Origin of the sequence: Streptomyces rapamycinicus NRRL 5491, assembly GCF_024298965.1 — a bacterium.
GTDB classification, from domain to species: domain Bacteria; phylum Actinomycetota; class Actinomycetes; order Streptomycetales; family Streptomycetaceae; genus Streptomyces; species Streptomyces rapamycinicus.
In genome coordinates this window covers 9,893,357-9,920,310 of record NZ_CP085193.1, presented here as the reverse complement: position 1 = coordinate 9,920,310, position 26,954 = coordinate 9,893,357, and the positions used below count along the sequence as shown (strand labels likewise).

The following is a 26,954-nucleotide window of genomic DNA, read 5'->3' as shown; positions in this document are numbered from 1 at the left end:
ACCGGGTTGGCCGCTGCTGGGGTGTCGGGGTTGATGCGCTCGGCCCAGTCCGAACACCCCGGCCGGTTCGTCCTGGTCGAAAGCGACGACGCCCTCACCCAGGATCAGCTGGCGGCGGCGGTCGGACTGGATGAGCCGCGGCTGCGGGTCAGCGACGGCCGGTACGAAGTACCACGGCTGACCCGCACACATGCCGAAGAGCCTGAGCCTGAAAGGACGTGGGATCCGGATGGCACGGTCCTGATCACGGGCGGTTCAGGTGTGCTGGCGGGGATCGCCGCCCGGCACCTGGTGACCGAACGCGGCGTGCGTCATCTCCTGCTGCTGTCCCGCAGCGCCCCGGATGAGGCGCTGATCGGCGAGCTTGGTGAACTGGGGGCCCGGGTCGAGACAGCGGCCTGTGACGTGTCCGATCCTGCCGCGCTGACGCAGGTGCTGGCGGGTGTCTCGCCGGAGCATCCCCTGACGGCCGTGATTCACACCGCGGGCGTGGTGGATGACGGTGTTGTGGAGTCTTTGACCGTGCAGCGGCTGGAGACGGTACTGCGGCCCAAGGCCGACGGTGCGTGGAACCTGCACGAGCTCACCCGGGATGCCGACCTGGCCGCGTTCGTCATGTATTCCTCCGCCGCCGGTGTGCTCGGTAGTGCGGGGCAGGGCAACTACGCGGCGGCCAATGCGTTCCTGGACGCGCTGGCTGAGCAGCGTCACGCTGAGGGTCTGCCCGCACTCGCGGTGGCCTGGGGTCTGTGGGAGGACGCCAGTGGCCTGACCGCGCAACTGACCGACACGGACCGTGACCGGATCCGGCGCGGTGGCCTGCGGGCCATCTCCGCCGAGCACGGGATGGGGCTGTTCGACAGCGCGTCACGCCACAGTGAACCGGTTCTGGTGGCCGCGCCGATGGAGCCGGTACGGGACGCGGAAGTCCCGGCATTGCTGCGGTCGTTGCACCGCCCGATTGCTCGGCGGGCCGCTGCCGCCGGTGGAGCGCGGTGGCTGGCCGCCCTGGCACCGGCCGAGCGGGAGAAGGCACTGCTGAAGCTGGTGTCTGACGGCGCCGCGACGGTTCTGGGACACGCCGACACCAGCACGATTCCGGCAACCACGGCGTTCAAGGATCTGGGCATCAATTCGCTGACCGCGGTGGAACTGCGCAACAGCCTGGCGAAGGCCACGGAGCTGCGGCTGCCCGCCACGCTGGTGTTCGACTACCCCACCCCGGCCGCCTTGGCTGCCCGGTTGGACGAGTTGTTCACCGGCGAGAACCCCGTACCGGTACGCGGGCCGGTGTCGGCGGTGGCGCAGGACGAGCCGCTGGCGATCGTGGGAATGGCCTGCCGCCTACCCGGTGGAGTCTCGTCGCCTGAGGATCTGTGGCGTCTCCTGGAGTCGGGTACAGATGCGGTCTCCGGTTTCCCCACCGACCGTGGCTGGGACGTCGAGAACCTGTACGACATGGCTGGAAAATCGCACCGTGCTGAGGGTGGCTTCCTGGATGCCGCGGCTGGCTTTGATGCCGGATTCTTCGGGATCAGTCCGCGTGAGGCGTTGGCGATGGATCCGCAGCAGCGGCTGGTGCTGGAGGTGTCCTGGGAGGCGTTCGAGCGGGCCGGGATCGAGCCCGGTTCCGTACGCGGCAGCGATACCGGCGTTTTCATGGGTGCGTACCCCGGTGGCTACGGCATCGGTGCCGACCTCGGCGGCTTCGGGGCCACCGCCAGTTCGGTCAGTGTCCTGTCCGGCCGGGTGTCGTACTTCTTCGGCCTCGAGGGTCCCGCGTTCACAGTCGACACGGCCTGCTCGTCATCGTTGGTGGCGTTGCATCAGGCGGGGTATGCCCTCCGGCAGGGAGAGTGTTCGCTGGCCCTGGTCGGCGGTGTCACTGTGATGGCCACGCCACAGACTTTCGTGGAGTTCTCCCGCCAGGGCGGCCTGGCCTCCGACGGCCGCTGCAAAGCGTTCGCCGACGCCGCGGACGGCACGGGATGGGCTGAAGGTGTCGGTGTCCTGCTCGTAGAGCGACTCTCCGATGCCCGCCGTAACGGTCACCAGGTGTTGGCGGTGGTGCGTGGATCAGCGGTGAACCAGGACGGTGCGTCGAACGGTCTGACCGCGCCGAATGGTCCTTCGCAGCAGCGGGTGATCCGGGCCGCTCTCAGCAACGCGGGTCTGAGCACGGCTGAGGTGGATGTGGTCGAGGCGCACGGCACGGGCACAACGCTGGGTGACCCGATCGAGGCCCAGGCGCTGATCGCTACCTATGGCCAGGACCGTGACCAGCCTGTGCTGCTGGGTTCGGTGAAGTCGAACCTGGGTCATACGCAGGCCGCTGCGGGTGTGTCCGGTGTCATCAAGATGGTGATGGCCCTGCAACACGGTCTGGTGCCGCGCACGTTGCATGTCGATGAGCCGTCACGGCATGTGGACTGGTCGGCGGGCGCGGTGCAGCTCGTGACGGAGAACCAGCCGTGGCCGGATATGGGCCGAGCGCGCCGGGCAGGCGTGTCGTCCTTCGGGATCAGTGGCACCAACGCCCACGTCATCCTGGAAAGCGCACCCCCCACTCAGCCTGCGGACAACGCGGTGATCGAGCGGGCACCGGAGTGGGTGCCGTTGGTGATTTCGGCCAGGACCCAGTCGGCTTTGACTGAGCACGAGGGCCGGTTGCGTGCGTATCTGGCGGCGTCGCCCGGGGTGGATATGCGGGCTGTGGCATCGACGCTGGCGATGACACGGTCGGTGTTCGAGCACCGTGCCGTGCTGCTGGGAGATGACACCGTCACCGGCACCGCTGTGTCTGACCCTCGGGCGGTGTTCGTCTTCCCGGGACAGGGGTCGCAGCGTGCTGGCATGGGTGAGGAACTGGCCGCCGCGTTCCCCGTCTTCGCGCGGATCCATCAGCAGGTGTGGGACCTGCTCGATGTGCCCGATCTGGAGGTGAACGAGACCGGTTACGCCCAGCCGGCCCTGTTCGCAATGCAGGTGGCTCTGTTCGGGCTGCTGGAATCGTGGGGTGTACGACCGGACGCGGTGATCGGCCATTCGGTGGGTGAGCTTGCGGCTGCGTATGTGTCCGGGGTGTGGTCGTTGGAGGATGCCTGCACTTTGGTGTCGGCGCGGGCTCGTCTGATGCAGGCTCTGCCCGCGGGTGGGGTGATGGTCGCTGTCCCGGTCTCGGAGGATGAGGCCCGGGCCGTGCTGGGTGAGGGTGTGGAGATCGCCGCGGTCAACGGCCCGTCGTCGGTGGTTCTCTCCGGTGATGAGGCCGCCGTGCTGCAGGCCGCGGAGGGGCTGGGGAAGTGGACGCGGCTGGCGACCAGCCACGCGTTCCATTCCGCCCGTATGGAACCCATGCTGGAGGAGTTCCGGGCGGTCGCCGAAGGCCTGACCTACCGGACGCCGCAGGTCTCCATGGCCGTTGGTGATCAGGTGACCACCGCTGAGTACTGGGTGCGGCAGGTCCGGGACACGGTCCGGTTCGGCGAGCAGGTGGCCTCGTACGAGGACGCCGTGTTCGTCGAGCTGGGTGCCGACCGGTCACTGGCCCGCCTGGTCGACGGTGTCGCGATGCTGCACGGCGACCACGAAATCCAGGCCGCGATCGGCGCCCTGGCCCACCTGTATGTCAACGGCGTCACGGTCGACTGGCCCGCGCTCCTGGGCGATGCTCCGGCAACACGGGTGCTGGACCTTCCGACATACGCCTTCCAGCACCAGCGCTACTGGCTCGAGGGCACGGACCGGGCGACTGCGGGTGGCCATCCGTTGCTGGGTTCGGCGGTGCGGCTGGCCGAGGCCAGCGGGGTGTTGTTCACTGCCCGGGTTTCCCGGAGCGGCGATCTGTGGCTGCGGGACCAGACGGTTCTGCCCGCGACGGTGTTCGTGGAGATGGCGCTGGCAGCGGCGGACGAGGCCGGCTGCGGTCTGGTTGAGGACCTGAACGTGGAAGCGTTGCTGCTGCTTCCTGACGATGGCGCCGTCCAGGTACAGACCTGGGTGAGCGAACCGGACGAGGCCGGTCGCCACCGGCTCAGTATCCACGCCCGTTACAGCGACAGCGAGCCCTGGACACGCTTGGCCACCGCAACCCTCGCCACCAGGGGAACGGTATCCGGCTGGCAGGCCGGGGAGGCGTGGCCGCCGACCGGTGCGGTCCCGGTCGAGACCGGAGTACCGTCACTGCGCGGGGTGTGGCGCCGAGGCAACGAAGTGTTCGCCGAGGTCGCCCTGGACAGCACCCACGACGCCACCACATATGCCCTGCACCCTGCCCTCCTGACCGCCGCCCTCACCACCGCCGGTGAGGAAACCCCCGCCGCGTGGCAGGCGCTGACCCTGCACGCCCGCAACCCTGCCGAGCTGCGCGTCCGCCTCATCTCACACGATGACGGCACCCTGTCCGTGGACGCCACCGACAGCACAGGCCTCCCCGTCCTGACCGTCCGCTCCCTCACCCTGCGCACCGTCCCCGTCTACGAACCTGCCACCAGCACCGACGACCTGCTCACCCTGACCTGGGCGGAGATCCCGGCCCCTCAGGAAACCGGCCTGACGGTCGGCCGGTTCGAGGACCTGGTGTCGGACGCTGATGTGCCGGTACCCGAGGTGGCGGTCTTCACCGCACTCCCCGACAGCAGCGAGAACCCGCTGGAACAGACCCGCGTACTGACCGCTCAGGTCCTCCAGGCAGTCCAGACCTGGCTTGGCGGGGAACGTTTCACCGACAGCACGCTGGTCGTGCGGACCGGCACCCGGTTGGCCGCCGCTGGGGTGTCGGGGTTGATGCGATCGGCTCAATCGGAACACCCCGGCCGGTTCGTCCTGGTCGAGAGCGACGACGACACGCTCGCCCCGGACCAGTTGGCCGCCACCGTCGGGCTCGACGAGCCGCGGCTGCGGGTCAGCGGCGACCGGTACGAGGCACCGCGACTGGCTCGTGTGAACGCCAGTGGGTCTGAGCCTGAAGCGGTTTGGGATCCGGATGGCACGGTTCTGATCACCGGTGGTTCGGGTGTGCTGGCGGGGATCGCCGCCCGGCACCTGGTGGCCGAACGCGGCGTGCGTCATCTGCTGCTGCTGTCCCGCAGCGCCCCGGACGAGGCACTGATCAACCAACTCGGCGAACTGGGCGCCCGGGTCGAGACAGCGGCCTGTGACGTGTCCGATCGTGCCGCGCTGGCCCAGGTGCTGGCGGGTGTGTCACCGGAGCACCCCCTGACGGCAGTGATTCACACCGCGGGCGTACTCGATGACGGTGTTGTCGAGTCCCTGACCGCGCAGCGGCTCGACACGGTACTGCGGCCCAAGGCCGACGGCGCCTGGCATCTGCACGAACTCACCCGCAACACCGACCTGGCCGCCTTCGTCATGTACTCCTCCGCCGCCGGTGTCATGGGCGGTGGGGGGCAAGGTAACTACGCGGCGGCAAACGCGTTCCTGGACGCGCTCGCCGAAGAACGCCGCGCCGAGGGCCTGCCCGCACTCGCGGTGGCCTGGGGTCTGTGGGAGGACGCCAGTGGCCTGACCACGCAACTGACCGACACGGACCGTGACCGGATCCGGCGCGGTGGCCTGCGGACTATCACCGCCGAGTACGGGATGCGGCTGTTCGACACCGCATCACGCCATGGCAACCCGATTCTGGTCGCCGCACCGATGGACCCGGTTTGGGACGCGGAAGTCCCCGCGCTCCTCCGCTCGTTGCATCGTCCCGTCGCCCGGCGGGCCGCCTCTACCAGCGACTCGTCAGCGCGGTGGCTGGCGGCCCTGGCACCGGCCGAGCGGGAAGACGCACTGCTGAAGCTGGTGCGTGACAGCGCCGCTCTGGTCCTGGGACACGCTGACGCCAGCACCATCCCCGCAGCCGCCGCATTCAAGGATCTGGGTATCGATTCGCTGACCGCGGTGGAACTGCGCAACAGCCTGGCGAAAGCCACAGGGCTGCGGCTGCCCAACACGACGGTGTTCGACTACCCCACCCCGGCCATCCTGGCCACCCGGCTGGGTGAGCTGTTCACCGGCGAGAACCCTGCACCGGTACGCCCGTCGGTGTCGGTGGTGGGGCAGGACGAGCCGCTGGCGGTCGTGGGTATGGCCTGCCGTCTGCCCGGCGGGGTGTCGTCGCCTGAGGATCTGTGGCGCCTTGTGGAGTCGGGTACGGATGCGATTTCCGGTTTCCCCGCCGACCGTGGGTGGGACGCGGAGAGCCTGTTCGATCCGGACCCGGACGCGGTCGGGAAGTCGTACTGCGTAGAGGGCGGCTTCCTCGACAGCGCAGCCAGCTTCGACGCCGGATTCTTCGGCATCAGCCCACGCGAGGCTCTGGCGATGGACCCGCAGCAGCGGCTGATCATGGAGGTGTCCTGGGAGGCCTTCGAGCGGGCCGGGATCGAGCCCGGTTCCGTGCGCGGCAGCGACACCGGCGTCTTCATGGGCGCGTACGCCGGTGGCTACGGTGCCGGTGCTGACCTCGGCGGCTTCGCGGCCACCGCCAGCGCGACCAGTGTCCTGTCCGGCCGGGTGTCGTACTTCTTCGGCCTCGAAGGCCCCGCCATCACAGTCGACACAGCCTGCTCGTCATCACTGGTGGCACTGCACCAGGCCGGGTATGCCCTCCGGCAGGGAGAGTGTTCCCTGGCCCTGGTCGGCGGCGTCACCGTGATGGCCACACCACAAAGCTTCGTGGAATTCTCCCGCCAGCGTGGTCTGGCCTCCGATGGCCGGTGCAAGGCGTTCGCAGACAGCGCGGACGGCACGGGATGGGCTGAAGGCGTTGGTGTGCTGCTGGTAGAGCGGCTTTCCGACGCCCAGGCCAAGGGCCATCAGGTGTTGGCGGTGGTCCGTAGCTCGGCGGTCAACCAGGACGGCGCGTCCAACGGTCTGACCGCGCCGAACGGTCCTTCGCAGCAGCGGGTGATCCAAGCCGCTCTCAGTAACGCCGGCCTCGCCGCGCACGAGGTGGATGTGGTCGAGGCCCACGGCACGGGCACGACGCTGGGCGACCCGATCGAGGCCCAGGCGCTGATCGCCACTTACGGTCAGGACCGGGAACGGCCCCTGCTGCTGGGTTCGCTGAAGTCGAACATCGGTCATGCTCAGGCCGCCTCGGGCGTGTCGGGTGTCATCAAGATGGTCATGGCCCTGCAGCACAACACGGTTCCCCGCACCCTGCACGTGGATGAGCCGTCGCGGCACGTGGACTGGGCGGCGGGTGCGGTTGAGCTGGTGAGGGAGAACCAGCCCTGGCCCGGCACCGACCGGCCCCGTCGGGCGGGCGTGTCGTCCTTCGGAGTCAGCGGCACCAACGCCCACGTCATCCTGGAGAGCGCACCCCCCGCTCAGCCCGCGGAGGAGGCGCAGCCTGTTGAGACGCCGGTGGTGGCCTCGGATGTGCTGCCGCTGGTGATATCGGCCAAGACCCAGCCCGCCCTGACCGAACACGAAGACCGGCTGCGCGCCTACCTGGCGGCGTCGCCCGGGGCGGATATACGGGCTGTGGCATCGACGCTGGCGGTGACACGGTCGGTGTTCGAGCACCGCGCCGTACTCCTTGGAGATGACACCGTCACCGGCACCGCGGTGACCGACCCCAGGATCGTGTTTGTCTTTCCCGGGCAGGGGTGGCAGTGGCTGGGGATGGGCAGTGCACTGCGCGATTCGTCGGTGGTGTTCGCCGAGCGGATGGCCGAGTGTGCGGCGGCGTTGCGCGAGTTCGTGGACTGGGATCTGTTCACGGTTCTGGATGATCCGGCGGTGGTGGACCGGGTTGATGTGGTCCAGCCCGCTTCCTGGGCGATGATGGTTTCCCTGGCCGCGGTGTGGCAGGCGGCCGGTGTGCGGCCGGATGCGGTGATCGGCCATTCGCAGGGTGAGATCGCCGCAGCTTGTGTGGCGGGTGCGGTGTCACTACGCGATGCCGCCCGGATCGTGACCTTGCGCAGCCAGGCGATCGCCCGGGGCCTGGCGGGCCGGGGCGCGATGGCATCCGTCGCCCTGCCCGCGCAGGATGTCGAGCTGGTCGACGGGGCCTGGATCGCCGCCCACAACGGGCCCGCCTCCACCGTGATCGCGGGCACCCCGGAAGCGGTCGACCATGTCCTCACCGCTCATGAGGCACAAGGGGTGCGGGTGCGGCGGATCACCGTCGACTATGCCTCGCACACCCCGCACGTCGAGCTGATCCGCGACGAACTACTCGACATCACTAGCGACAGCAGCTCGCAGACCCCGCTCGTGCCGTGGCTGTCGACCGTGGACGGCACCTGGGTCGACAGCCCGCTGGACGGGGAGTACTGGTACCGGAACCTGCGTGAACCGGTCGGTTTCCACCCCGCCGTCAGCCAGTTGCAGGCCCAGGGCGACACCGTGTTCGTCGAGGTCAGCGCCAGCCCGGTGTTGTTGCAGGCGATGGACGACGATGTCGTCACGGTTGCCACGCTGCGTCGTGACGACGGCGACGCCACCCGGATGCTCACCGCCCTGGCACAGGCCTATGTCCACGGCGTCACCGTCGACTGGCCCGCCATCCTCGGCACCACCACAACCCGGGTACTGGACCTTCCGACCTACGCCTTCCAACACCAGCGGTACTGGCTCAAGAGCGTGGACCGGGCGGCTGCCGACGGTCATCCACTGCTGGGCACCGTAGTGGCACTGCCCGGCTCCGACGGTGTGGTGCTCACCGGGCGGGTGTCGCTGGCCACCCATACATGGCTGGCCGATCACGCGGTCCGGGGCAGTGTCCTGCTCCCCGGGACCGCATTTGTGGAACTGGTCGTCCGCGCCGCCGACGAGGTCGAGTGCGACGTCGTTGACGAGTTGGTGATCGAAACCCCGCTCCTGCTGCCGCAGACCGGAGGCGTCCAACTGTCCGTGTCCGTCGCCGAGGCCGACGAGTCCGGACACCGCACGGTGACGGTCTTCTCCCAGGCGGACAACACGGACGCATGGATCCGGCACGTTTCCGCCACTATCAGCACCTCTGACACACCCCTCTCGCTGCCGGAGTCTGACACCTGGCCGCCAGCCCAGGCCCAGCCGATGAACGTGGCCGACTTCTACGACCGGCTGATGGCAGAAGGCTACGAGTACGGTCCCGCCTTCCAAGGTCTGCAGGCTGCGTGGCGTGACGGGGACACCGTCTACGCCGAGGTTGCTCTCGCCGAGGAGCAGGCGCAGGAGGCGGCACGATACGACGTGCACCCGGCCCTGCTCGATGCGGCCCTGCACGCCTGCACCCTGAACACACCCGACGCCGAGGAGGGTGTGGGGCTGCCGTTCTCCTGGAACCACGTCCAGGTCCATGCCACTGGCCCGGCCACGCTGCGGGTCGCGGTGACACAGGAAGCCGACGGCTGGAGTCTGCGGGTCGCCGACGACACCGGCAGGCCCGTAGCCACCATCGGCTCCCTCATCACCCGGCCGGTAACCGCCGACACACTCGGCTCCACCACGGACGACCTGCTCACCCTGACATGGACGGAAATCCCGGCCCCCCAGGAGACCAGCCTGACCATGGGCAGGTACGAAGACCTGGCGGACGGCAACATGCCGGTACCCGACGTGGTGGTCTTCACCGCACTCCCCAACAGCAGCGAGAACCCACTGGGTCCGCCGGCCCCGCTGGACCCGCCGGACCCACTGGCACAGACCCGCACACTGACCGCCCAGGTCCTCCAAACCGTCCAGACCTGGCTGGCCGGGGAACGCTTCACCGACAGCACGCTGGTCGTGCGGACCGGCACCGGGTTGGCCGCCGCCGCCGTGTCGGGGTTGATGCGGTCGGCCCAGTCCGAACACCCCGGCCGGTTCATCCTGGTCGAAAGCGACGACGACACCCTCACCCTCCGCCAACTGGCCGCCACCGTCGGACTGGACGAGCCACGGCTGCGGATCAACGACGGCCGGTACGAGGCAGCACGACTGGCCCGGACCAACACCACCCCCGAAGACACCCCGCTGACGATCCCCGACAGTCGTGCCTGGCTGCTGGAACAACCCCGCAGCGGAACCCTGCAAGACCTCGCCCTGGTACCCACCGACACCGCCGAACAGCCCCTGCGACCCGGCGAAGTACGCATAGACGTACGCGCCGCAGGCCTGAACTTCCGCGACGTCGTCGTGGCCCTCGGCATGGTCAATGACAACCGGCCGACGGGCGGCGAAGCGGCCGGCGTCGTGCTCGAGGTCGGCCCCGATGTACAGGATCTGGCCCCGGGAGACCGCGTCTTCGGCGTGGTGGCAGGCTCATTCGGGCCGGCCGCGATCGCCGACCGTCGAATGCTCGCCGTGATTCCTGATGGCTGGTCGTTCACTACGGCGGCGTCCGTCCCGGTTGTGTTCGCCACCGCGTACTACGGGCTGGTGGATCTGGCCGGGCTGAGTGAGGGTGAGTCCGTGCTGATCCACGCCGCCGCGGGTGGTGTCGGCATGGCAGCCACCCAGATCGCCCGCCACCTCGGCGCGCGGATCTACGCGACCGCCAGCACCGGGAAACAACACATCCTGCGCGAAGCCGGTCTCGAAGACACCCACATCGCCGACTCCCGCACACTGAGTTTCCAGGAAACCTTCCTCAACAACACACACGGCCAGGGCGTCGATGTCGTCCTGAACTCCCTCAGCGGTGACTTCGTCGACGCCTCCCTCGACCTGCTGCCCCGCGGCGGCCGGTTCGTCGAGATGGGCAAGACCGACATCCGTGACCCGCACCAGGTCACCGCCGACCGGCCGGGCACCACCTACCAGGCCTTCGACCTGATGGACGCCGGCCCGGACCGGCTACGGGAAATCATCACCGAACTCCTCACCCTGTTCACGCAAGGCGTCCTACTGCCCCTGCCGGTGCAGGCCTGGGACATCCGCCAGGCCCGCGATGCGTTCAGCTGGATGAGCCGCGCCCGCCACATCGGCAAGATCGTCCTCACCATCCCCCGCCGGCCGGACCCCGACGGCACCATCCTGATCACCGGCGGCTCCGGCGTCCTGGCAGGCATCCTCGCCCGCCACCTGGCAGCCGAACACGGTGCACGTCACCTCCTGCTGCTGTCCCGCACCACCCCCGACCAAGCACTGATCAAGGAGCTTGCCGAGCTGGGCGCCCACGTCGACACAGCCACCTGCGACGTGTCGGACCGTGCCGGGCTGGCGCGCGTACTGGCGGGCGTATCACCCGAACACCCCCTGACCGCCGTGATCCACACCGCCGGCGCACTCGACGACGGCGTCGTGGAATCCCTCACCACACAACAGCTCGACACGGTGCTACGGCCCAAGGCCGACGGCGCCTGGCACCTACACGAACTCACCCAGAACACCGACCTGGCGGCATTCGTCATGTACTCCTCCGCCGCCGGTGTCATAGGTGGCGCGGGGCAGGGCAACTACGCGGCGGCCAACGCCTTCCTCGATGCCCTGGCCGAACAGCGCCGAGCCGAGGGCCTGCCCGCACTCGCGCTCGCCTGGGGCCTATGGGACGACACCAGCGGCCTCACCTCCGGGCTGACCGACACGGACCACGATCGGATCCGGCGCAGCGGCATGCGCACCATCACCGCCGAGCACGGAATGCGGCTGTTCGACGGCGCGTCACGCCACGGTGAGCCGGTCCTGTTCGCCGCGGCGATGTCTCCGCTACGGGGGGACGTCGAGGTCCCCGCGCTGCTGCGCGGACTTCAAACGGTGAAGCGTCCGCAGTCCAGGACCGCGGCACGCAACGAGGTCGGCTCGCAGCCCCTGAGCGCCCGTCTCACCGGCCGTACGAGCGTCGAGCAGCACCGCATCATGCTCGAACTCGTGCTGGGAGAGGCCGCCTCCGTACTCGGCCACAGCTCGGCGGATGCGATCGCGACGGACACGTCGTTCAAGGATCTGGGCATGGATTCCCTGACGGCGATCGAACTCCGTAACCGCCTCGTGGCGGAGACCGGGCTGCAGCTTCCCGCCACGATGGTGTTCGACTACCCGACGGCGAACGCTCTGGCCGCGCATCTGCTGGGCAAGCTCGATATCCCGCCCGTACAGCAACGCCTCGAAGCTCCGGCGCCGAGCACGGTCACCGGCCCGGCCGATCCGGTCGCGGATGAGCCGTCGGCGAATGAGCCGATCGCCATCGTGGCGATGGCGTGCCGGCTGCCAGGCGGGGTCAGTTCCCCGGAGGGTTTGTGGCACCTTGTGGAGTCCGGCACTGACGCGATCTCCGGTTTCCCCACCGACCGTGGCTGGGACGTCGAGGGCTTGTTCGATCCGGATCCGGACGCCGCCGGTAAGTCGTACTGCGTGCAGGGCGGCTTCCTGGACACCGCGGCCGACTTCGACGCTCCCTTCTTCGGCATAAGCCCGCGTGAGGCGCTGGGCATGGATCCGCAGCAGCGGCTGTTGCTGGAAACCACCTGGGAGGCGATCGAGCGCGCGCAGATCGATCCGAAGTCCCTCCGGGGTCGCGATGTGGGCGTGTACGTGGGTGGCGCGGCACAGGGTTACGGAGTGGGTGTCGACCAGCAGCACGACAACGGGATCACCGGTAGCTCGGTCAGCCTGCTGTCGGGGCGGGTGTCATACGCGCTCGGGTTGGAGGGGCCGGGGGTCACCGTGGACACCGCTTGCTCCTCCTCCCTGGTGGCGCTGCACCTCGCGAGCCAGGCGTTGAGGCAGCGCGAGTGCTCGCTGGCGCTGGTGAGCGGGGTCTCGGTGATGTCCTCGCCCGCGATGTTCGTGGAATTCTCCCGCCAGCGCGGCCTGTCGTCCGATGGCCGGTGCAAGTCGTTCGCCGCGTCGGCGGACGGCACGATCTGGTCCGAGGGCGTGGGTGTCCTGGTGGTGGAACGGCTTTCCGACGCCCGTCGGCTGGGGCACCGGGTCCTCGCCACCGTCCGGGGCAGCGCGGTGAACTCCGACGGCGCGTCGAACGGGCTGACCGCACCGAACGGCACGTCCCAGCAGCGGGTGATCCGGCAGGCGCTGGCCAACGCCGGTCTCACCGCGTCGGACGTGGATGTGGTCGAGGCGCACGGCACCGGCACGAAGCTCGGCGACCCGATCGAGGCAGAGGCCATTCTGGCGACGTACGGGCAAGAGCGGTCGGCGCCCGCCTGGCTCGGCTCGCTGAAGTCGAACATCGGCCACGCCATGGCGGCGTCGGGCGTGCTCAGCGTGATCAAGATGGTGGAGGCGATGGGGCACGGTTCGCTCCCCCGTACGCTCCATGTGGACGCGCCATCGCCTCACGTGGACTGGACATCGGGAAGCGTCGCGCTGCTGACGGAGCACCAGCCGTGGCCGGATGACACCAAGCTGCGCAGGGCCGGCGTGTCGTCGTTCGGGCTCAGCGGTACCAACGCGCACGTGGTGCTGGAGCAGTACCAGGCGCCCGCCCCGCCGGTCACGCCGGTCACGCCCGCCCCGCCGGTCACGCCGGTCACGCCGGTCACGCCGAATGAGCCCGGACCGCTGCCGTGGGTCTTGTCCGCGCAGAGCCCGAAAGCGCTACGGGAGCAAGCCGGGCGGCTGTACGCCTCCCTCGCCGGGGACTCGGAGTGGAACTCGCTGGACATCGGATACTCCCTGGCGACCACACGATCGGACTTCGCCCACCGGGCAGTCGCGGTGGGATCCGGCCGGGAGGACTTCCTGCGCGCGCTGTCCAAGCTGGCGGACGGCGCCCCTTGGCCCGGGCTCACGACCGCGACCGCGACCGCCAAGGCCCGGCGCGTTGCCTTCCTGTTCGACGGGCAAGGCACCCAACGGCTGGGAATGGGCAAGGAGCTGTACGACAGCTACCCCGCCTTCGCACGTGCCTGGGACACGGTGAGCGCCGGGTTCGACAAGCACCTCGACCACTCGCTGACGGACGTCTGCTTCGGTGAGGGCGGTTCGACGACGGCCGGGCTCGTGGATGACACCCTCTACGCGCAAGCGGGCATTTTCGCGATGGAGGCCGCGCTTTTCGGGCTGCTGGAGGACTGGGGCGTGCGCCCCGACTTCGTCGCCGGGCACTCCATCGGTGAGGCAACCGCCGCGTACGCCAGCGGGATGCTCTCGCTCGAAAACGTCACCACTCTGATCGTCGCCCGGGGTCGAGCGCTGCGGACGACACCGCCGGGAGCCATGGTCGCGCTGCGGGCAGGTGAGGAAGAGGTGAGGGAGTTCCTCAGCCGGACCGGTGCGGCGCTGGATCTGGCGGCGGTCAACAGCCCCGAGGCCGTCGTCGTGTCGGGTGAGCCGGAGCCGGTGGCGGACTTCGAGGCCGCGTGGACGGCGTCCGGGCGGGAGGCCAGGAAACTGAAGGTCCGCCATGCCTTCCACTCCCGCCATGTGGAGGCCGTGCTGGATGAGTTCCGTACGGCACTGGAGTCCCTGAAGTTCCGTGCCCCTGCGCTGCCCGTGGTATCGACCGTGACCGGGCGTCTGATCGACCAGGATGAGATGGGCACGCCGGAGTATTGGTTGCGCCAGGTCCGGCGACCCGTCCGCTTCCAGGACGCCGTCCGCGAACTGGCCGAGCAGGGTGTGGGCACATTCGTCGAGGTAGGGCCTTCGGGGGCGCTCGCGTCGGCCGGAGTGGAGTGTCTGGGCGGCGACGCCTCGTTCCACGCCGTGCTACGCCCGCGGTCGCCGGAGGACGTCTGTCTGATGACGGCCATCGCGGAGTTGCACGCGGGCGGGACGGCAATCGACTGGGCGAAGGTCTTGTCCGGCGGCCGGGCGGTGGATCTGCCGGTCTATCCGTTCCAGCACCAGTCCTACTGGCTGGCCCCGGCCGCCCCGGATGCCACAGCTGTGGCGCCCGTGGTCGAGGAGGAGGGCGGCGAGTATGACGAGCCCTCCTATGCGGATGAGCCCCGCACCATGCTGGAACTCGTTCACATGGAGGTGGCGAGCCTCCTGGGCATGGCCGACCCCGGCGTCATACTCGACGACTCGTCCTTCCTGGAGTTGGGATTCGACTCGCTCAGCGCCGTTCGGCTGCGCAACCGGCTGTCGAAGGCCACCGGACTCGATCTACCGTCCACGCTTCTCTTCGAGCACCCCACGTCGGCGGAATTGGCCGCGCACTTGGATGCGTTGCTTGATTCCGACATCGACGCGGCCGGCGTTTATGCGCTGCTGGAAGAGATCAACGAACTGGACGCAGAAGCCGTCGACATGACCGCGGCGGAACATAAGGCCATTTCCGAACTGCTGGAACAGCTCTCGGCAAAATGGAGGACCAGGAACGAATAAGAGGGTGTCACACGTGGTGTGTGTATACCCGTACTTGGCACATCGGCTGGGCAAGAATAATTTAAGGTGATGTTGGAATTGGGTAACCGCCTGAAGTTCAGATTTACCGGACCGCTCCTCGAAGCTGTCAATCCGCGCCTGCAGGGTCACCCCTACGACGTACTGATGCGCCTCCTCGAGGGCGGTCGCATCGAAAACGTGCTGGAATTGTGCGGCGGGACCGGATTCGCGTCGCGAATGCTGGCCGAAAGGCATTCGAAGGTACAGGCCACCTCCATCGATCTGTCACCCGAACTGACCGCGGTAGGCCGCCGCAAGTTGGCCTCGCGGGGGATCGATAACGTCACCCTGGTCGAGGGTGACGTTTCCACCTTGCCTTACCCCGACGACTCGTTCGACACCGTGATGTCGGCCTTCGGTCTGCACGAGGTCCCGACCGCGGGCCGCCTCAGCGCGATCCGCGAGTCCGTGCGGGTGCTCAAGCCCGGCGGCCGCTTCGTCATCGTCGATCTCGACCGCCGGACAAAGTACGGGTGGACGATGGACCTCTTCATGAAGGTCATGGAGCCGAAGTTCGCCCCCGAGGTGTTCGGAACCGGCCTGGTGGACCGGCTGAAAGAGAACGGTTTCACCATCGACCATCACGAGTCGGCCGGGCCGAACGGATGGACACAGTCGATCGTCGCCACCCTGGAGGCGTGAGCCGTCGTCATACGTCCGAGGGGCGGCCTCTTGTGAGGCCGCCCCTCGGACGTATGACGACAAGCCGCACGGACGGCTTCCTCAGTCCTGGGGTTCGATTCCTCAGTCCTGGGGTTCGAGAAGCTCGCCGGTCTCCTTGACCCGGACGTGGATCGCCCCCGACGGGCAGGCCTGCGCCACCGCGATCACGTGCTCGTCCGCGTCGATCTCGCTCGCGCGGGCGCGCGACTGGTGCCCGTGCATCTCGAAGTACGCGCCCGCGCTGGCCACGCAGACGGCCGAGCCGATGCACTCGGTCCGGTCGATCCACAGCTCCCATCGCGCCATGCCACTCACCATGTCAGGGGCAACGCTTCGAGGCTGGGCACCAGCCGCCCGCGCAGGAACTTGATCCGCGGCTCCGGCACCGCGAACCGCAGCGCCGGGATACGGGAGATGAGCGAGCCGAGCGCGGTCTGCATCTCCACCCGGACGAGTTGAGCGCCCATGCAGTGGTGCGCGCCGTGTCCGAGGGACATGTGCGGGTTGCTCGTCCGGTGGAAGTCGATCTCCTCCGGATGGTCGTAGACCTTGGGGTCGGTGTTGGCCGAGTGCGTCTGGATCGCCACCGCCTCACCGGCCTTGACGATCGTGCCGCTGAGCTCGACGTCCTCCACCGCCATCCGGACCCAGCTCGCCTGCTTGGCGATCGGGATGATCCGGAGCAACTCGTCGACCGCCTTCGGGATCAGCGAGAGGTCCTTTCGCAGTTCGGCGAGTTTCTCCGGGTGGGTCAGCAGGGTGTAGACGCTGTTGCCGATCGCGTTGGCGGTGGTCTCGTATCCCGCTATCAGCAGTGTGACGGCGAAGCCGACCAGCTCCGTCTCGCTGAGCCGGTCGTCCTTGTCGCGGGCCCGCACCAGCGACCCGAGCAGATCGTTGGTGTCCTGCTTGCGGCGTTCCGCGATCAGCTCGGAGAGGTAGAGGTAGAGCGACTGGCCGGCCGCCATCACGACTTCCTGTGAGTAGGCGCCGTTCGAGAGCATCTGGTCCGACCAGGTCCGGAACTTGGTCTGGTCCTCGATCGGCACGCCCAGCAGCTCACAGATCATGATGATCGGCAGAGGCAGGGCGAAGTCCTCCATCAGATCGGCGGGGGCGCCCTTGGCCAGCATTTTGTCGATCAGATCGTCGGCGACCTCCTGGGTGCGCGGACGCAGGGCCTCCATCCGGCGGCTGGTCAGCGCCTTGGTCGCCAACCGGCGCAGCCGGGTGTGTTCCGGAGGGTCCATCAGCATGATGACGGGCTGGTCCTGGATCGCCGGGAGGACCCGGGGCACGTCCTTGCCGAGCGTCGCGCTGCGGCTGAACCGCGGGTCCACGAACACCTTGGCGACGTCCTCCCAGCTGGTGGCCAGCCAGGTCTCCCCGCCGTACGGCATCAGGACCCGGCCGAGCTCACCGGCGTCCCGCAGCCGGTTGTACTCGGGGTGGATCTCGAGTCGCTCCATTTCGGCGAAAGGATAAGGGCAGGCCTTTCCGGTCTCACCCTGATCGGTCGTCGACATTCTTTGTCTCCGTTCACACGCGGACGGCGATCTGGTGCCGATAGGTTTCCATCGGCAGGCTGTCCATCGGCGGCACGAGGCCGAGCCGGCTGAGCATTTTGACCGAAGCGGGCGGCTGGTAGTCCGCGAACGTGCCGCCGAACACCGTGATCTGGCTGTGCAGGGCGAGCGTGCGCGCAAGCCGGTTCATCCGTTGTTTGTTCAGGGTGCTGCGGAGGTGACTGTCCGGGGCCATCCGCCGGCGCACCGCGGCACGGACTTGATCGGAGATGTCGTGATCGCTGACCCACTTCAGTTCGGGTATTTCCGTTGTGATCCGACGCATCGCCTCAAGGCGCTGCCGCGTGAACACGTCGATGTGCGAAAGGGCGCCACCCGGGCGCAGCACGCGCGCGGCCTCCCGCAGGAAACGTCCCAGATTGGGGTAGGTGTGCGAGCTCTCGATGTTGACGAGCACATCCACCGAGGAGTCCTCGAAGGGCAGTTCCTCGGCGTCGCCCTGGACGAACCGCAGGGTATCGCCGCGGGACAGCGTGGCGGTGGCGCTGGCGATCGCCTTCGGCGCCAGGTCCAGCCCGGTCATCCGGGCGGTGGGGACGAGGCGGGACAGGAAGTTGAGCCCCTCCCCCATTCCGCAGCCGACCTCCAGGACCGTCCGGCCGTCGCAGCTCTCCAAGCCCTTCGGAAGGTCGCGCAGGGCCAGGTAGTAGAGCTGCTCGCTGAATCCGTCGGTGCCGTACTCGGTGAATCCGGGCAGCCTGGCCTCGATCTCGGCGACGAACTCGGAATCGTGCACACCCCAGTTCCACAGCTGGCCCTTTGCCGACATGCTGGCGGCGAGGTCGTAGATGGAGGAGCTGGCGGACTTGAAGGTGGCGGCCTTCGTCTCCGCCTGCGGGGTGCCGGATTCGTCGAGATTGATGTCGGCGACACCGCTGGTGAAGGCGGTCACGACGTCGGGTTGGATCATGCGGGTCTCCGAATTCGCCGGATCGGTTCGATCATTGCTCTGAAGATGACTCGGTGTGGATGAACGCGCGCGAGATGGTCGGTCACCACTACGTCGGTCATCACTACAGCGAGTACGGATCGAGGACGTCCTCGGGCGTCGACTCGATCGACATCTTGTGGCCGAGGCCGAGTTCGTCGGCGAAGCCGAGCAGTACGTCGAGGGCGATGTGGTCGGCGAACGCGCTGCCGGTCGAGTCGAAGACGCTCAGGCGCTCCGGGTGCGGAGCGGCGATCTCGGGTGCCGCGCACAGGTCGGCCAGCGACGGGCCGAGTTCCCGATCGGGCAGCTGCTGGAACTCGCCCTCGGCGCGGGCCTGCCCGGGGTGGTCGACGCAGATGAACGCGTCGTCGAGCAGCGCCTTGGGCAGCTCGGTCTTGCCCTGCTCGTCCGCGCCGATGCCATTGACGTGCAGATGTGCCTGGCGCGGTTCGGCCGGCACCACCGGCCCGCCGCCGACCGGTACCGATGTGACGGTGCACAGGACGTCCGCGGTCGCCATCGCGGTCGCCGCGTCGGTGACCTCGACGGGCAGCTCGAGAAACGCGACCCGGCCGGCGAACGACTCCGCGTGCTCAGCTTTGATGTCACTGATCAGGATGCGTTCCAGTGGGAGGACGCGGCTGAGGGCGTGTGCCTGGGTGACCGCCTGGGCGCCCGCGCCGATCAGGGCGAGGGTGGTGCTCCCCGGCCGGGCGAGCAGCCGGGTGGCGACGGCCGCGACCGCGCCGGTCCGCATGGCGGTGATGGTGGCCGCGTCGGCGAGCGCGACCATGCTTCCGCTGTCGTCGTCGAGCCGCGACACGGTCCCGACGATGGTGGGCAGGTTGAAGCGCTCGAAGTTCTGCGGACTGTAGCTGACCGTCTTCATCGTCACACCGATGCCCGACGCGCGGTGCGGCATGAACTCGATGACGCCCGGAACGTCGCCGCCGCGGGCAAAGCCGGTACGCGGTGGCGGCTCGTCGGTCTCGCCGCGGCCCAATCGCGCGAAACCGGCGTGCACCTCGCTGATCAGCCGATCCATCATGACGTCGCGGCCGACCACCGAGAGGATCCGCTTGATGTCACGCTGGCACAGAACCTTGGTCTGCATGTCACCTCTCTTTCGTGAGCGTGGCCCGGCGGGGTCTCAGGGATCTCGTCCTCACCGGTGCCGGCCCACGTCGCCGCGACCGGCCTCGGCCGACCGCCCGGTCGCGCCGCTGCCGGTGTGGGCGATACGGTCGCCGCAGCTTCGGCGCACCTCCCCTGCCGACCTCCGCCCGCCGGCACGCAAGGCAGGTCACGAGCGGACATCGGCGACGCTAGCAGTCACCTGACGACCCTCACCCCCCCACGCCCCCCTGGATGATTCCGCAGCTCCGGGCGCCCGTTTGTAGGGGGTTGCGGGATCTGGCGCGCCCGTATTTTCTTCCTGGTACGCGCCAGGGAACGGCGGGGAAGGGTGAGGCAATTGACTCCGCCGGTCACGGCACCGTACTGCCGCTTCGAGAAGCTCGGCGCCTCCGATCTCGACGGCGACGAGACACTTCTCGGCGTCATCGAACATCGCACCGGACACACCGGGGTTTCACTGGCCGAGGGCTGTCCCCGGACGGCCGTACACACGACGACCCGCGAGGACGAGTCGTTCGCCGAGGCGTGGCACGCGGAGGGGCCGAAGGAGTCGGGCAGCCATGATGGCGTCGCCTGGGCTCGGACACCTGACTACCTCTTCGGTGTCGCGCGGGTGCCCGAGGGCGGCCGGTACGCGGCCGGCACCGCGGCCGTCTACACCGGAATCTTCGACCTGATCGGGACGCTGGGGTACCCCAGTCTGGCCCGCACCTGGAACTACGTCAGCGGAATCAACACGCCGAACGCCGATGGCCTCGAGGTCTACCGGGACTTCTGTGTGGGCCGCGCCGAGGCGCTGGACGCCCGTGGGATCGACCCGGCGACCATGCCGGCGGCGACCGGCATCGGCGCCCACGGCGGCGGCATCACGTGCTACTTCATCGCCGCACGCGCCGGTGACCGGGTCAACATGGAGAACCCGGCCGTGCTCACGGCTCACCGCTACCCGCAGCGGTACGGCCCCCGCCCGCCGGTCTTCTCCCGGGCCACCTGGCTCTCGCCGCCGGGGGCGGACGACGGCCGGCTCTTCGTCTCCGCGACCGCCGGCATCGTCGGTCACGAGACGGTGCACCACGGCGACGTCGCCGCGCAATGCGAGGTGTCGCTCGAGAACATCGCCCGGGTGATCGGTGCCGAGAACCTGGGACGGCACGGGCTCCGCCGGGGCTACGCCCTCGCCGACGTCGACCATTTGAAGGTCTATGTACGCCACCGCGAGGATATTTCGACCGTACGTCGGATCTGCGCCGAGCGCCTCTCCCGCGAGGCCACGGTTGCCGTACTGCACACCGACATCGCGCGCACCGATCTGCTGGTCGAGATCGAGGGTGTGGTGGCGTGACCCCGCCGAGCTGACCTGGAAGGACCACCGATGAGCACCGAAGCTCAGCAAGAGAGCACGCCCACCGCACGCTGCCCCTTCTCGATCCAGGACGGGCACCGCACGATCCTGGAGACCGGCACGGTCGGCGCGCACGAACTCTTCGGCGTCAAGCAATGGCTGGTGGCCGCGGCCGAGGACGTCAAGCTGGTCACCAACGACCCCCGGTTCAGCTCGGCGGCGCCGTCCGGGATACTCGGCGACCGGCGGCCGGGCTGGTTCTCCGGGATGGACTCGCCGGAGCACAACCGCTATCGGCAGAAGATCGCCCGGGACTTCACCCTGCGGGCCGCGCGCAAGCAGGAGGAGTTCATCGTCCGGGCGGCGGACTCCTGCCTCGACGACATCGAGGCGTCCGGTCCCGGCACCGATCTGGTTCCCGGGTACGCCAAGCGCCTGGCGTCCCTGGCCATCCACGACCTCTACGGCCTGAATGAGGAGGAGGGGCCCGTACTCGAGGGCCAGATGCGGGCCATGGAGGGCGGCACCGACATGGAGAGCATCAAGAGGCTGACCGACGAATTCTTCGGTCACGTCCTGGCGCTGGTGCGTGCCAAGCGGGAGCAGGCGGGCGACAGGCTTCTGCACCGGCTGGCCGAGTCCGGCGAGGACGAGATCCTGCTCAGCGACGAGGAGGCGACCGGGGTGTTCGCCACTCTGCTGTTCGCCGGGCACGACTCGATGCAGCAGATGGTCGGCTACTGTCTGTACGCGCTGCTCTCCCATCCCGAGCAGCGGGCGGCGCTGCGGGAGAACCCGGACCTGATCGACGGCGCGGTCGAGGAGCTGCTGCGCTTCCTGCCGCTCAACCAGCTCGGCGTGCCGCGGGTCTGTGTCGAGGACGTCGAGCTGCACGGCCAGACCATCAGCGCCGGCGACAACGTGATCCCGCTCTACTCGACGGCCAACCGCGACCCCGGCGTCTTCGCCGACCCCGACACGTTCGACATCACGCGTAAGCCCGAACACAACTTCGCTTTCGGGTACGGCATCCACAAGTGCCCGGGGCAGCACCTCGCCCGCGTGTTGATCAAGGTCGCCACGCTGCGCCTGTTCGAGCGCTTCCCGGATGTGCGACTGGCGGGCGACGTGCCGATGAACGAGGGTCTGGGCCTGTTCAGCCCGGCCGAGCTCCGGGTCACCTGGGGAGCGGAGTGAGCGCGTCCGTGCAGACCATCAAGCTGCCGAACGGCAAGACCGTCGCCCACGTCAACCCGGGCGAGGCGCAGTTCCTCTACCAGGAGATCTTCGCCGAGCGGTGCTACTTGCGGCGCGGCCTTGAGCTGCGAGCGGGTGACGTGGTCTTCGACGTCGGCGCGAACATCGGCATGTTCTCGCTCTTCGCCCACCTGGAGTGCCCCGATGTCACGGTGCACGCCTTCGAGCCGGCGCCGGTGCCGTACGCCGCGCTCAGGGCCAATGCCGAGCGGTACGGCATCGCGGGCCGGTTCGAGCAGTGCGCGGTCTCGGACGTGGCCGGCCGCGGCAAGATGACGTTCTACACGGATACCACGATGATGTCGGGCTTCCACCCGGATCCGGCGACCCGCGCGGAGCTGCTGCGCAGGCTCGCCATCAACGGCGGGTACAGTGCCGAGGCCGCCGACCGGATGCTGGCCGAGCTGCCGGACACCAGCCAGGTGATCGAGACGTCCGTCGTACGCCTCTCCGACGTCATCGCGGAGCGGGGCATCACCTCGATCGGACTGCTCAAGATCGATGTGGAGAAGAACGAGCGGCATGTGATGGCCGGGATCGACGCGGCCGACTGGCCGCGCATCCGCCAGGTCGTCACCGAGGTGCACGACATCGACGGCAGGCTCGACGAGGTCCTCACACTGCTGCGCGGGCAGGGCTTCACGGTCCTCAGCGAGCAGGAGCCGCTCTTCGCCGGCACCGACATCTACCAGGTCGTCGCCCGCCGCGGGGACGCCTGACCACACGCCGCCCGTTCCCCCTCCCAAGCGGCGCGGTCCCGTGGCTTCTGCGGCTATTCCGCCTTGACGAGTTCGGCCGGCAGGTGCTGGCGGCCCTTGACCCCCAGCTTGCGGAAGACGTTCGTGAGGTGCTGCTCCACCGTGCTGGCCGTGACGAAGAGCTGGTCGGCGATCACGCGGTTGGTCTGTCCGCCGGCGGCCAGCGACGCCACCCGCCGCTCCGCGTCGGTCAGCGACTTGATCCGCTGCGGCAGGCCGGATTCCTCCAGCCAGCCGGGGCCTCCGGGCTTGGCCCCGAGTCGGCGCAGCAGCGGTATCGCGCCGCGCTGGGCGGCCAGGTGCCGGGCCTGCCGAAGCAGTCCCCGCGCCCGGCTGTGGTGCCGGAGCGCGCTGAACGTCTCGCTCAGGTCGGCGAGCACCCGTGCCCGCTCGTACTGGTCGTTGCAGGAGAGCAGCAGGTCGGCCGCTTCATCGAGCAGGTCGACCCGCTTCGCCGGCGGGCTGTACGCCGCCTGCACCCGCAGCGTCAAGGCGCGGGAACGGGGTCCCATCGCACGGGTGAGTTGCTCGTCGACGAGCCGTCGGCCCTCGTCCCGGTCGCGGCCGTGCAGCAGCGCCTCGGCGGCGTCGACGCGCCACAGGGACAGACCCGGCACGTCAACGCCCCAGTTCCGCATACGTTCCCCGCAGGTGCGAAACGCCGTGTACGCCGACTCGTGCTGGCCCGTGGCGAGGCTGTACTGGCCGCGCGCCGAGAGCAGGTGCAGGCCGAACAGGCCGTCCTGGATGGCCTGCGGCAGCGGCTGGGCGAGCCACTTCTCCGCCCGCTCGGTCTCGCCCAGCCGGATGGCGGCGGCCACCGCGCTGCTCAGCGGTAGCGCGGCGGTGATGCCGAGCGTCGAGAGCCGCCGGTGGTCCAGAACGGTGCTGCCTGCCTCGACCGCCGCGGCCAGGTCGCCGCGACGCAACGCGGCTTCGGCGCGCGGCCCCGCGTAGCCCGCCTCCTCCTCGTTCGACGCCCCGGTCTCGGAGACCAGCTTGTCGGCCCAGAGCTGAGCGGTGTCGGTGTTCTCCGCGTACAGCAAGGCGGTCAGCGCGGCGAGGGCGGTGGTGCCGGCCGCCGCCGAGTCGGCGTGCTGCAGGACGTTCTCCGCCTCGGCCGCGGCGAGCTCGGGACGACCGCGCAGGGCCGACATGACGGCATTGTCGGCGATCGCGCAGAGCCGGGCCGCCTTCGGCAGGTTCGCGAGCTCATCCGGCGTGAGCGGACGCGGCCGCCGGTCCGGGCCGGACGTGCCGGGGCTGACCAGCGCGAGCGATACCTCGGCGGCCCGCATATGGGCCCTGTCCTGGTCGGTGACCGCACGGGGGCGCTGCGAGGCCAGCAGCCCGGCTGCCTCGCCGGACCGCCCGCCGACGCCCAGCCAGCGGATCATCAGCGCCGTGTGCTCGGGGAAGAGCAGCCCGGCACGGGCGGCGACGGTCAGCTCGTCGAGGTGCCGGCTCGAGGCCAGCGGGTTGCGGCGGCGCTCGATCGCCACGGCCTCGACCCGCAGCCCGGCCCGGGTGACGGCGTCGTCGGAGGCCTGGTGGGCCAGTTGCAGATAGTCGGACGCGGTGTCCAACTCGCCGCGCACATGCAGCTCCTGGCCGGCCTTGGCGAATATCTCGGCGGCCTTCGGGCCGTGCAGGAGACCGGCGCCGACCTGGTGGTGCGCGACCACTTCCACGGGCACGTCGTCCAGCACTTCCAGAGCGGACCGGTGCAGGCGGCGTCGTTCCTGGGCGGACATGTCGTTGAGTACCACCGAACGGGCCGCCGGGTGCGGGAACCGCAGGTCGTGCAGCAGGCCGCCTTCGGTGAGGATCTCGGTTGCCTCGCCCACCGCGTCCGCGTTGAGCCCGCTGATCCAGCGCACCAGGGTGGTGTTGGCGCTCTGGCCCAGCACGGCGGCCACCCGTGCGACCCGCAACGGGACCGGGCCGCAGCGGTAGAGGGAACCGAGGTATGCCAGCCGGTACGCGCGGCCCGCGCTGATGCCCGTCCCTCCCGTCTCCCAGGCCTCCCGCACATCGTTGATCAGTCCGCGGGTGAGGTTCAGGTTGCCGCCGGTCGCCCGGTACAACCCCGTGAGCACGTCCTCGTCGACGTCGGGACCGAGACCGGCGCGGACCAGCTCGGCGGTGTGCTTCGGGCTGAGCGGGCGCAGCGCGATCTCGCGGTGGTGCCCCAGGCTGAGCAGCTCGGCCTGGAACTGTGAGTGGGCCGGGGTGAGCCGGCGCAACTCGGTGAGGACCATGGCGATCCGGGCCGAGCCGACCCTTCGGGCCAGGTGGAGCAGGCAGTTCAAAGAGGCGGTGTCGGCGTGGTGCACGTCGTCGATGCCGATCAGCACCGGCCGTTCGGCGGCGAGCGCCAGCAGGGTACGGGTGAGGTCGCTGCGCAGCCGGTTCTCGGCCTCCGGCGACAGGTGCTCGCCCGGGAGGGTCGGGCAGGCCGGCTCCAGCGCGTGGGAGGCGAGCGCCGGGTTGTCGATGAGCTGCCCGATCAGGGCGTACGGGAGTGCCTGTTCCTCCGCGGAGCAGACCGCTCGTAACGTGATGGCGTCGGCCTTCGCGGCGGCTGCGTCGAGCAGTTCGGTCTTGCCGCAGGCGATCGGTCCGGTGATGGTGACCACCACACCCCGGCCGTTGCCCGCCCGGTCCACAACCTCCTCCAGTTTTCTGAGCTCGTCATCGCGGGCGTCCAGTTCATAGCACTCCACGGCAGGCATCACCTCACGTCGGACAACCCAATTGCTTTCCACCGCAAAGTATGTGACCGCGGACTCTTCTGCGGCTGATCGACGAGTACATTGCGGAGCTCTAGTGGGGTTCAGGCCAAGCGGTCTGTTCGGGCCTTCATCCGCCCGGAACAGCCCGGGGTTGCCCTGTTTCGCAGCCCAGGAAGGTGCACACAACACGAACTTGAACCACACCGCCGTCTGGTGGAATATGACCGCCACAAGACAAAGCCGGAGCAACACAGGCGAAGGGACCGGCGGATGACCAACGGCGCTGGAGCGGAGGCCGACGGATCGCGCGGGGCGTTCTCCGTGGACTCCACCGTCCCGGGCGCGGCACCACAAGGATTCTTCCAGGCCTTCCAGCGCGGGTGGGACGCGGAGCTCGGCGACGGCTTGCCGCTGCGGAGCTTCAACCGGGATGTGACCGGTGACTTCCGGGTCAGGAGCCGCGCCGCCAAGGTCCGCGACCTGGCGTTCACCGATCTCCACAGCATGTCGGCCATCCGGACCGCACACGCGCTGGGCGGTGTGGAGGACCGGGTACGGATGTACGTCGTGAAACGCGGCGCATGGACGTTGGCAGGTTCGCGCGATCGGGACCGGCACACCGTGGCGGCCGGGCAGTTCCTCCTCCGGCACGTCGGGCAGCCGTGGCGCTTCGAGGCGGCGCCGCACACGACGGTGAAGATCCTTCTGCTGCCTCCCGGGCCGCTCACCCCACTGCTGGGAAACCGGGCCGTCACCGGGCCCGCGGATTCGGCCGAGGTACGCCTGCTGGTGGCCCACGCGAATATGGTGTACGAGACCATGACCGGCCTGGGCCCGGCCGGTGTGCAAGCCGCCCACAGCACCCTGCTCGAACTGGCCCAGTCGGTGGCGAGGCGTCGGTTCGACGATGTGGAGCCCCGGCTGGCGCCCGCGCTCGCCGGGGCCGCGAAGGACCTCGCGGACAGCCACCTCACCGACCCCGAGCTCTCCCCCACGATGCTGGCGCGTGAACTCAACGTCTCCTTACGCACCTTGCAGCGGGCGTTCACCGTGGCGGGAGAGTCGTTGATCGCCTACATCCGTCACCGGCGGCTGGAAGAGGCCCGCCGCGCTCTCATCGCCTCGGCCGGCAGGCTGAGCGTCTCGGAACTCGCCGCCCACTGGCAGTTCGCCGACAGCAGCCACTTCATCCGGGTCTTCAAGAAGACCTACGGCCAGACGCCCACCGAGTACGCCCGCTCAACCGGGCTGACCGACAGCTGA

The 26,954-nt window shown here is 69.1% G+C and carries 11 protein-coding genes and 1 pseudogene; 7 read left to right on the top strand and 5 right to left on the bottom strand.

Features of this window, described 5'->3' with window-relative positions; all coding sequences use genetic code 11:
- Positions 1-9: 9 nt before the first annotated feature.
- From LIV37_RS41275 to LIV37_RS41270, 3 genes and pseudogenes are all read left to right on the top strand, one after another.
- Positions 10-11,677: pseudogene (locus tag LIV37_RS41275) on the top strand (SDR family NAD(P)-dependent oxidoreductase); the annotation flags it as partial.
- Positions 11,678-11,784: 107 nt separating this feature from the next.
- The gene (locus LIV37_RS52765) at positions 11,785-15,222 is read left to right on the top strand and encodes a type I polyketide synthase (protein ID WP_420834392.1); all 3,438 of its coding nucleotides are present in this window, start codon (positions 11,785-11,787) and stop codon (positions 15,220-15,222) included.
- 69 nt (positions 15,223-15,291) lie between these two features.
- Positions 15,292-15,924 (top strand): class I SAM-dependent methyltransferase, encoded by a 633-nt coding sequence (locus LIV37_RS41270; protein ID WP_121823894.1) that lies wholly within the window; start codon positions 15,292-15,294, stop codon positions 15,922-15,924.
- A 102-nt stretch (positions 15,925-16,026) separates the two neighbouring features.
- Here LIV37_RS41270 and LIV37_RS41265 read toward each other — a convergent pair whose 3' ends face one another.
- The 4 genes from LIV37_RS41265 to LIV37_RS41250 form a co-directional block, all read right to left on the bottom strand.
- Positions 16,027-16,251: a ferredoxin gene (locus LIV37_RS41265; RefSeq protein WP_020872995.1), complete on the bottom strand. Its 225-nt coding sequence runs from the start codon at positions 16,249-16,251 to the stop codon at positions 16,027-16,029.
- A 5-nt stretch (positions 16,252-16,256) separates the two neighbouring features.
- Positions 16,257-17,414: a cytochrome P450 gene (locus LIV37_RS41260; protein WP_202979578.1), complete on the bottom strand. Its 1,158-nt coding sequence runs from the start codon at positions 17,412-17,414 to the stop codon at positions 16,257-16,259.
- A gap of 70 nt (positions 17,415-17,484) precedes the next feature.
- On the bottom strand, positions 17,485-18,423 hold the full coding sequence (locus LIV37_RS41255; RefSeq protein WP_243146061.1) for a class I SAM-dependent methyltransferase: 939 nt from the start codon (positions 18,421-18,423) through the stop codon (positions 17,485-17,487).
- A gap of 121 nt (positions 18,424-18,544) precedes the next feature.
- Positions 18,545-19,576 carry an ornithine cyclodeaminase family protein gene (locus LIV37_RS41250; protein ID WP_020872992.1) on the bottom strand — a complete coding sequence of 344 codons (1,032 nt, stop codon included), beginning with the start codon at positions 19,574-19,576 and terminating at the stop codon, positions 18,545-18,547.
- 360 nt (positions 19,577-19,936) lie between these two features.
- Here LIV37_RS41250 and LIV37_RS41245 point away from each other — a divergent pair, with 360 nt between their 5' ends.
- Genes LIV37_RS41245 through LIV37_RS41235 form a run of 3 tightly spaced genes read left to right on the top strand, consistent with a single transcriptional unit; the run spans position 19,937 to position 22,917 of the window.
- Positions 19,937-20,941 carry an FkbO/Hyg5 family chorismatase gene (locus tag LIV37_RS41245; RefSeq protein WP_020872991.1) on the top strand — a complete coding sequence of 335 codons (1,005 nt, stop codon included), beginning with the start codon at positions 19,937-19,939 and terminating at the stop codon, positions 20,939-20,941.
- 30 nt (positions 20,942-20,971) lie between these two features.
- Positions 20,972-22,138: a C9 hydroxylase cytochrome P450 gene (locus LIV37_RS41240; protein WP_020872990.1), complete on the top strand. Its 1,167-nt coding sequence runs from the start codon at positions 20,972-20,974 to the stop codon at positions 22,136-22,138.
- Positions 22,139-22,146: 8 nt separating this feature from the next.
- Positions 22,147-22,917 carry an FkbM family methyltransferase gene (locus LIV37_RS41235; RefSeq protein WP_251983328.1) on the top strand — a complete coding sequence of 257 codons (771 nt, stop codon included), beginning with the start codon at positions 22,147-22,149 and terminating at the stop codon, positions 22,915-22,917.
- A gap of 53 nt (positions 22,918-22,970) precedes the next feature.
- Here LIV37_RS41235 and LIV37_RS41230 read toward each other — a convergent pair whose 3' ends face one another.
- Positions 22,971-25,682 carry a helix-turn-helix transcriptional regulator gene (locus tag LIV37_RS41230; protein WP_020872988.1) on the bottom strand — a complete coding sequence of 904 codons (2,712 nt, stop codon included), beginning with the start codon at positions 25,680-25,682 and terminating at the stop codon, positions 22,971-22,973.
- Between the two features lie 279 nt (positions 25,683-25,961).
- On the opposite strand from LIV37_RS41230, the gene LIV37_RS41225 reads away from it, so the two are divergent.
- Positions 25,962-26,954 carry a helix-turn-helix transcriptional regulator gene (locus LIV37_RS41225; RefSeq protein WP_020872987.1) on the top strand — a complete coding sequence of 331 codons (993 nt, stop codon included), beginning with the start codon at positions 25,962-25,964 and terminating at the stop codon, positions 26,952-26,954.